Source organism: Pseudomonas sp. P5_A2_2 (assembly GCF_054177685.1).
This window is the reverse complement of record NZ_JBGCUL010000664.1, coordinates 1-2526: the sequence shown is the minus strand read 5'-3', so window position 1 is coordinate 2526 and position 2526 is coordinate 1. Positions and strand designations below refer to the sequence as shown.

The 2526-nt window shown below is 62.6% G+C and carries 3 protein-coding genes; all 3 read right to left on the bottom strand.

Going from position 1 to position 2526, the window contains the following annotated elements; genetic code table 11:
* The coding region (locus ACXRVY_RS23885) for a copper resistance protein CopC (protein WP_458238416.1) at positions 1–287 on the bottom strand (287 nt) is incomplete at its 3' end.
* Positions 288–339: 52 nt separating this feature from the next.
* Positions 340–1203, bottom strand: a complete 864-nt coding sequence (locus ACXRVY_RS23880) for a copper resistance protein B (RefSeq protein ID WP_223457019.1) — start codon at positions 1201–1203, stop codon at positions 340–342.
* 10 nt (positions 1204–1213) lie between these two features.
* A partial coding sequence (locus ACXRVY_RS23875) for a copper resistance system multicopper oxidase (RefSeq protein ID WP_458238415.1) occupies positions 1214–2526 on the bottom strand: 1313 nt, incomplete at its 5' end.

Sequence of the window (2526 nt, the reverse complement as noted above, 5' to 3'; positions counted from 1 at the left end):
GTCGGAATGATGAACATGGTCTTCGGATCACTGCCGCCACTGACTTTGGCCTTGATTGGCATCGGGTCATGGGCCATGCCGGCCATTTCGGTCATCAGCAGTTTTGCGCCGGAAAACTGGGTGACGAGGTTTTCGGAAAAGTGCAGTTCGATCTTGTCGGGTGGCGTACCGGCCGCGCCTTCCGCCGGGGTGGAGGAGAGTAGTTTGGGGTGCGCTTGAGCGAGGGTGCTAACAAGCAGGCCGCTGAGCAACGCGACTGCGATAGCGGTGGGTTTTAAGATGCGCATGCAAGGTCCTTTACCGCTTGAAGCGGTTGTTGTTGGTTTGAGGTGAGTCTGTTCAGAACCACAGCCGAACACCGAGCACCAGGCGTGCTTCGCTGCGGTCCTCGCCTTCGTCATTGGCAAAGTCGGCGGTGTTGCCGTAGGTGCGGTTCCAGGTGACGCCGAGGTAGGGCGCGAATTCCCGGCGGATTTCGTAGCGCAGGCGCAGGCCGGCTTCGGTGTTGGACAGCCCCGCGCCGATGCCCCGTTGCGGGTCGTTTTTGCCGTAGGCGTTGAGTTCGACGGTTGGCTGCAGGATCAGCCGATTGGTCAGCAGGATGTCGTAGTCGCCTTCCAGCCGCACGGCGCTCTGGCCGCCTTCGCCGATGAAGGCCGTGGCTTCGGCCTCGAAGTTGTACAACGCCATGCCTTGCACGCCGAACGCGGCCCAGGTTTGCGGGGCGCCGGGTTTGAAGTCCTGGCGCACGCCGCTGACGACGTCCCACCACGGGGAAATGGCGTGGCCCCACAGCGCCTGGATTTCTGCGTCCTCGGTCACGCCATTGCTGCGTTCGCCTTCGGAGCGCAGCCACAGGCGATCGATGTCACCGCCAATCCAGCCCGATAAATCCCAGACCAGGGTGCTGCCGTCATCGGCGTCCTGCCATTCCAGTTTGTCGGCGAGGAAGAATGAATTGAACGTGCTGTCATGTACGTGGTGACCGGCGGGATCGGCATACACCGCAGCGCGATCGGCATCGGTGAGCACCGGGATCGGTGTGCGACTTTCGCTGGGCGCGGCGGGCTGCATCTGGCCCTCGTCCATGCCTTGCATCTGGCCGTGGTTCATCTGACTGTGATCCATGCCTTGCATGTCATCGCTGGCGGCCATCGCCGTCGAGGTCGCGAGTGCGAAAAAAAACGGGGTGAATCGAATCATGGGGTGCGCCTCATTCTTCCACGCGAACTTCACGGAACATGCCCATTTCCATGTGGTACAGGAGATGGCAGTGATAGGCCCAGCGGCCGAGCGCGTCGGCAGTGACCCGATAGCTGCGCCGGGAGCCCGGTGGCATGTCGATGGTGTGTTTGCGCACCATGAACTGGCCGTTCTCGTCTTCGAGGTCGCTCCACATGCCATGCAGGTGGATGGGGTGCGTCATCATCGTGTCGTTGACCAGCACGATCCGCAGCCGCTCGCCGTACTTGAGGCGTAGCGGCTCTGCATCAGAAAACTTCACGCCGTTGAATGACCAGGCGAATTTTTCCATGTGCCCGGTCAGGTGCAGTTCCAGGGTGCGGCCGGGCTCGCGGCCGTCCGGGTCTTCGAAGGTGCTGTGCAGGTCGGAGTAGGTGAGCACGCGGCGACCGTTGTTGCGCAGGCCCATGCCGGGGTCGTCGAGTTTCGGTGAGGTGGACATGGCTTGCATGTCCACCAGCGGGTTGTCGGTTTCCGAGGCCGGGTGGGATTGCATGCCGGGCATGTCGCCCATGGCCATGCTGCCGTGATCCATGCCCGCCATGCTGCCGTGGTCCATGCCGGCCATACCCATGCCGGCCATGCCCATGTCATCCATGGTCACCAGAGGGCGTGGGTCCAGTGGCGGCAGCGGCGCGACTAGTCCTGTCTTCACCGCCAGGGTGCCCCGTGCGTATCCGGTGCGATCCATCGCCTGGGCGAACAGGGTGTAGGCTGCTTCGGTCGGCTCGACGATGACGTCGAAGGTTTCCGCCACGGCAATGCGAAACTCGTCGACGCTCACCGGTTTGACGTGCAGGCCATCGGCGGCGACCACGGTCATTTTCAGGCCGRGGATGCGCACGTCGAAGTAGGTCATGGACGAGCCGTTGATGAAGCGCAGCCGCAGTTTTTCCCCCGGGCGGAACACCCCGGTCCAGTTCGTGTCCGGCGCCTGGCCGTTCAGCAGGTAGGTGTAAGTGGCGCCGCCGACGTCCGCGAGGTCAGTGGGGTTCATCTTCATCTCGGCCCACATCTTGCGGTCGGCGACGGTCGGCCCCCAGCCTTTTTCGCTGACGTCGTGGATGAAGTCGCCCACGGTGCGTTTGTTGAAGTTGTAGTAGTCGGACTGTTTTTTCAGGGTCTTCATCAGGCCGACCGGGTCTTCGTCGGTCCAGTCGCTGAGCATCACCACGTAGTCGCGGTCGTACTGGAACGGCTCCGGATCCTTGGCGTCGATCACCAGCGGGCCGTAGACGCCGGATTGTTCCTGAAAGCCCGAATGGCTGTGATACCAGTAGGTGC